General features: G+C 42.1%; 7 protein-coding genes and 1 tRNA gene. 6 read left to right on the top strand and 2 right to left on the bottom strand.

Translation table 11 applies throughout. From position 1 onward, the window contains the following. A partial coding sequence (locus ACYVRH_RS10805) for an AraC family ligand binding domain-containing protein (protein WP_461256922.1) occupies nucleotides 1-573 on the bottom strand: 573 nt, incomplete at its 3' end. 323 nt (nucleotides 574-896) lie between these two features. Between ACYVRH_RS10805 and ACYVRH_RS10800 the strand changes: the two genes are divergently transcribed. After that, nucleotides 897-1,127, top strand: a complete 231-nt coding sequence (locus ACYVRH_RS10800) for a hypothetical protein (RefSeq protein ID WP_461256921.1) — start codon at nucleotides 897-899, stop codon at nucleotides 1,125-1,127. Between the two features lie 72 nt (nucleotides 1,128-1,199). On the opposite strand, the gene ACYVRH_RS10795 is transcribed toward ACYVRH_RS10800, so the two are convergent. After that, a complete protein-coding gene (locus ACYVRH_RS10795; RefSeq protein ID WP_461256920.1) occupies nucleotides 1,200-1,640 on the bottom strand; it encodes a helix-turn-helix transcriptional regulator in 441 nt (146 codons plus the stop codon). Between the two features lie 75 nt (nucleotides 1,641-1,715). On the opposite strand from ACYVRH_RS10795, the gene ACYVRH_RS10790 reads away from it, so the two are divergent. The 5 genes from ACYVRH_RS10790 to ACYVRH_RS10770 form a co-directional block, all read left to right on the top strand. After that, nucleotides 1,716-1,796: transfer RNA gene (locus tag ACYVRH_RS10790), tRNA-Leu, on the top strand. A 31-nt stretch (nucleotides 1,797-1,827) separates the two neighbouring features. Continuing rightward, complete coding sequence (tig, locus tag ACYVRH_RS10785) at nucleotides 1,828-3,177, top strand: trigger factor (protein WP_461256919.1); 1,350 nt, start codon at nucleotides 1,828-1,830, stop codon at nucleotides 3,175-3,177. Between the two features lie 9 nt (nucleotides 3,178-3,186). Beyond that, nucleotides 3,187-3,801 carry an ATP-dependent Clp protease proteolytic subunit gene (locus ACYVRH_RS10780; RefSeq protein ID WP_461256918.1) on the top strand — a complete coding sequence of 205 codons (615 nt, stop codon included), beginning with the start codon at nucleotides 3,187-3,189 and terminating at the stop codon, nucleotides 3,799-3,801. Continuing rightward, the gene (gene clpX, locus ACYVRH_RS10775) at nucleotides 3,785-5,047 is read left to right on the top strand and encodes an ATP-dependent Clp protease ATP-binding subunit ClpX (protein WP_461256917.1); all 1,263 of its coding nucleotides are present in this window, start codon (nucleotides 3,785-3,787) and stop codon (nucleotides 5,045-5,047) included. Before ACYVRH_RS10780 ends, clpX begins: the two co-directional genes overlap by 17 nt. Nucleotides 5,048-5,051: 4 nt before the next feature. Beyond that, nucleotides 5,052-5,414 (top strand): LON peptidase substrate-binding domain-containing protein (locus ACYVRH_RS10770; RefSeq protein WP_461256916.1); only part of this gene is annotated, 363 nt, incomplete at its 3' end.

The raw sequence follows: 5,414 nt of genomic DNA, 5'->3' as shown, positions 1-5,414 counted from the left end.
CTTCTCGGCAAGTTCTTTCACCGTGATTTTATCGCTGTAATGCGAGGCTATAAAACTGATCGCTTTATTTACCCTGTAATCGCCGGTCATTTTATCGGTTCTATATATGATAATTTCAGACAGATAGTTCATAATCAGCATTAAAAGCGCGCGCGTGCGCATAATGTAACCTGCCCGCTGATTAGCCCAACTTTCCGTCATTTCAGAGAACAAATCGACTAATTCCTTTCTTATGCCTATATGGTTAACCATCGGAAAAGGATATGGGGAACTTTTAGTTTCCTTGTAAAGCGAAGTATGACCCGCGGTATAGCACTGCATTTGACTGCTTAAATTGGCGGCGGCTTCTATTTTTACGCCTTCTTTCAAGCAGAACAGGTCTCCCTGTTTTAGATCGTAATCCTTCCCATTTAGCGTATAACGTACTTCGCCTTTAACAATGTAGACTATTTCATTATTCTTCAAAAAATGCGGAATTTTATTCCATTCAGGCTGGCATGTTAAATAGGTACTATAAAGAATTTGCGGCACATAATCGTCATTCAGGGTCATCATATTTTGGTTCCAGTTCATATCATTCGCCGGATAATATCCGGCAGTTAAAACTTAATTAAAAACTTTTGTCTCAAATTACGACCTAAAAAACCATTAACAGATCTTTAACAAAGAAAATAACTTAGCCAATGTGATAGGTAAATGTAATTTATTAGCTTTCGGGTAAATATGAAGCATAAAAAAAAGAGGGGCTTTTTCACTTATTTGTAAAAATTAGACATTCATGTGTTTTTCTAGCATAAAATGAATAAATCCCTGATTTAGGTATTTTCTTTTAAATGCCGTGATGCTTGACTAATCTACTGTTTATAGATTAAACTGGCGATCATAGAGATTATTTTATGAACGAAATAGTTAACGATGACTTTATACCCAAAATAATTGACAGCACTTACAAAAAATGCGACTCACATTGGCGGCTTCTTAAGAATTTTATAGACGAATACGATATTACATATATTGTAAAGGGCAGCGCCCTTTATATTATTAACGGTAAGATTCATAATCTCCGGGTCGGAAGTTCGATACTTCCACGGTTCATAATTAATTCCTTACAGGATAAGGAATTATAAAAACAGTTTGATTTAATAATTTTGTGAAAGGTGTGGACCGTGCAGTTAACGTGCAGTTATTATTTGAAGCATTTATTCGCTCTGTTTTTCAGGTGTGCACTTTGACGGGGGAAAGCCCCGTATCTTTTTAAACAACTTGGAAAAATAGGAAACGTCGCTGAAACCGCAGTGCTCGGCAACATCCTGCACATTGTCACCGCTTTGCAGCATCATTTCGGCGTTCCGTACCCGTATCTTAGTTATGTACTTGTTAATTGACATACCCATTTGATGCTTAAACAGACGCCCCAGGTTGACTCTGTGCATATGAACCATCTTTGCAAGTTCTTTCACCGTGATTTTGTCGAAATAATGCATGGCAATAAAACGAATTATTTTATTTACGCGGAAATCAGTCATCATATTGTCAGTGTTGTCCATGAGAATTTCATTAAGCCGGTGTATTATCAGCATAAGTAATGCACGGGTTTTTAATTTATAACCTGCCGGGCGATCCGTCCAGGCTGTTGTCAAATCCCCAAAAAGGCTAATTATATCCCATAGTGAGGTATGTACCATTCTTGATTAATGTTATAAAATAGCGTAAAAGCGAGAGTGGTGGAATTGGCAGACACGCCAGACTTAGGATCTGGTGCCGAAGGCATAAGGGTTCAAGTCCCTTCTCTCGCAGTATGAAATTATTAATATATAGAGGAAAATAGTGGCTATTACAAAAGAAATTAAAAGGCTTGAAAAATCAAATGTATCTTTAAATATCACCGTCCCCAAAGAGGATGTGCGCTCTCAATATAATGAGATGATAGGGGAATATACCAAAAACATGCAGTTGCCAGGCTTCCGCAAGGGGAAAGTCCCACGGGAAGTGTTGGAACGGAAATTCGGCGACGCGCTTAAAGACGACGCGTTGGGGCGGATAATGGAATCGGCATTGCAGGAGGTTTTTAAAGATGAAAACCTGCCGCGAAGCGACAAGCCGCTTCCCTACTCCACTCCGGAACTTCAGGGAAAGCCTGTTTTTGACTTTGATAATGACCTTCAATTTTCCGTAATTTACGATGTCCTGCCGGAAGTGAAAATCGGCCAGTGGAAGGAGCTAAAGGTTGAGTATCCTTACGCGGAAGTCGAGAAAAAAGACATTGATAAGGAACTGGACGAAATCCGCGAGCGAAACGCCATTGTCATGGATAAGGACGACAACGCTTCCGCGAAAAAAGGCGATGTTGTAACCATCGACTACCAATTCTTTGAAGAAAACGGCGAAGCGATGCCCGATATGCAGCGCAAGGATTTTGTCTTTACAATCGGCTCGGGAACCAATGTTTACAAATTTGACGATGATGTCATAGGGATGAAAAAAGGCGCGACAAAGGAATTTGTCAAAAAATTTGATAAAGATCATTTTGAACCGGAACTTGCCGGCACTTCAAAGAAAATTCAAGTAACGCTTACGGCGCTCAAAGAGAAAAAACTACCCGATTTAGACGATGATTTGGCGCAGGATGTCGATGAAAAGTTCAAGACTCTGGATGACTTAAAAAACAGCATTAAAGAGAAATTGAACAAAAACCTTGAAATACACCTGCGCGAGAAAAAACTAAACGCGCTTTTAATGAAAATAATGGAAAATACGCCCGTCATCTTGCCCGAATCCATGGTTAAGGCTGAAATTGAAGGGCGCTGGAGGCGGCTTGCGCGGTACTACAACACAAATTCGGAAACATTAGCGCAAATGATGAGCAACGCTGAAAAAGACAAAGAATGGCGTGAAATGGCTGAAAAAGCGCTCCATTCCAGACTTATAATCGAAACTTTAATGGAAGAACAGAAAATCGAAGTTTCTGACGAGGATGTGGAAAAAGAATTTGAATCAATTGCCGCTGCAAACGGCATGGAAATTGACGAGATAAAGAAGCATTACAACGAAGAAGCGATTTTTTATTTAAAAGAGGATATAAGAGAGAAAAAAGTTACAGATTTGATGTTTGCGGAAAACAATTTAAAACAAGGAAAAAAGGAGAATTATCTGGATTTTATGACAGATAATGGTTAAATTTAGAATATGAGTACAAAATTGAGCAGTCTGGTCCCTATCGTAGTTGAGCAAACAGGAATGGGGGAACGTTCCTATGATATTTTTTCCCGCTTGTTAAAAGACCGCATTGTGTTTATGGACGGGGAGATAAACGATATTTCCGCCGATCTCGTCGTAGCCCAACTTCTGTTTTTGGACGGACAGGATACCGATAAGGACATCAACCTCTATATAAATTCTCCCGGCGGTTCCGTCACTGCGGCCCTCGCGATTTACGACACTATCCAGCTTTTAAAATCGGAAGTTCAAACAATTTGCCTTGGACAAGCAGCCAGCATGGCCGCCCTTATTTTGACGGCAGGATCCGTTGGGAAGCGAAAAGTGCTTACGTCTTCAAGGGTGCTTATCCACCAGCCGTGGGGCGGCGCTCAGGGGCAGGCGCGGGACATCGGCATTCAATCAAAAGAGATAGTACGCTTAAAAAAACTGATAATAGAATATTTCGCCAAACACACAGGCAAAACAACAGAACAAATAGCGTCCGATTTGGAAAGAGATTTTTTTATGTCCGCGCAGGACGCGGTTGAGTACGGCATAGCCGACTCCATTTTAACGAGGGAGAAAAATGGCAAAACTTCGTAACGGACCTGAAGTATTTGAAAGAGTCTGCTCTTTTTGCGGAAAGAGCGCCGACATGGCGCGGCGTTTAATCGCCGGCCCCAATGACGTTTTTATCTGCGATGAATGTATAGAAGTTTGCCGCAAAATTTTAAGCGAAGAAGAACACGAGCTTACTTCGCATTTTACGGGTGATATTCCGACTCCGCAGGAAATTAAAAAATACCTTGACCTGTTTATCATCGGGCAGGACAACGCCAAGAAAGCGCTTTCAGTCGCCGTTTACAACCACTATAAAAGAATCGCGAATCCCCCGTCCAAAGAAAGCGATGAAGTTGAAATTGAAAAATCCAACGTTCTTTTAATCGGCCCTACGGGAACCGGCAAAACGTTACTCGCAAAAATCCTAGCGAAGAAATTAAAAGTTCCGTTTGCCATCGTGGACGCGACAACCCTTACGGAAGCCGGTTATGTCGGCGAAGATGTTGAAAACATTTTGCTTAAATTGATTCAGAGCGCGGGCGGCAATATCTCCGCCGCAGAAAGGGGCATTGTCTACATTGATGAAATCGACAAAATAGCGCGTAAGGGCGAAAATGTTTCTATTACGCGAGACGTTTCAGGCGAAGGCGTCCAGCAGGCGCTTTTAAAAATAATCGAAGGGACTGTCGCTTCCGTTCCGCCACAGGGCGGCAGAAAACATCCCAATCAGGAAATGATACGCATTGACACCACAAATATTCTTTTCATCTGCGGCGGGGCGTTTGTAGGGCTCGACAAATTAATAGCGCGGCGCGTAGTGAATCATCCGCTGGGCTTCGGCTCCGAAGGCGGCGGCAGGGAAAAATCATTAAAAGAGCTTTACGACGCGTTGCACCCTGACGATTTAATCCGTTTCGGCATGATTCCCGAATTTATCGGAAGGCTTCCCATTATCGTCGGCCTTGAAGAATTAAAACTCGAAGATTTAAAACGGATCATCACGGAACCGCGTAACGCCATCGTGCGCCAGTACCAGGCGTCCCTGTCTTATGACAACGTAAAACTTGAGTTTACGGAAAAAGCCATTGACGCGATAGCGGACAAGGCTATTAAGCAAAAAACAGGAGCGCGCGGTTTAAGGGCGATTGTTGAAAAACTTATGACGGACATAATGTTTGACATTCCTTCGATACCGGGCGATAAAAAAATAATAATTTCTCAAGATACGGTGGAAAAATCAGAACCGCCGCAGATAATATATCTGGAACAAAAGCAAAAGAGCGCGTAACGCTGTGGGAAAAAACGCCGAAGAAAAAAAAAGGGTGTCTTCCGCGCTGGGATTCTTTTCCCGGCGTAAGGACAAAAGCTCTTTATTTTATGATTATTCGGGAACTGAAGAACTTTCTGCGGAAGACCTTCCGCTTTTGCCGTTAAGAGACCTTGTGCTTTTCCCGCAAACTGTGGTTCCCATTTTTATCACGTTTAAACCGGGCATTGCCGCTTTGGATGAAGCAATTAAAAGGGATAACCGCCTTTTTGCCGCGTGTTTAAAAAAGAACGATCTGCGCCTGTCATCCGACGAACCTTACGCGCTAGGAACTGTAGTAAGAATAATTTCACATTTAAAACTTCCCGACAATACTTACCGCGTAGTG

It is taken from the genome of Treponema sp. R80B11-R83G3 (assembly GCF_054786115.1).
Note: the sequence above shows the minus strand (reverse complement) of the source record. Positions and strands in the feature narration are given on the sequence as shown.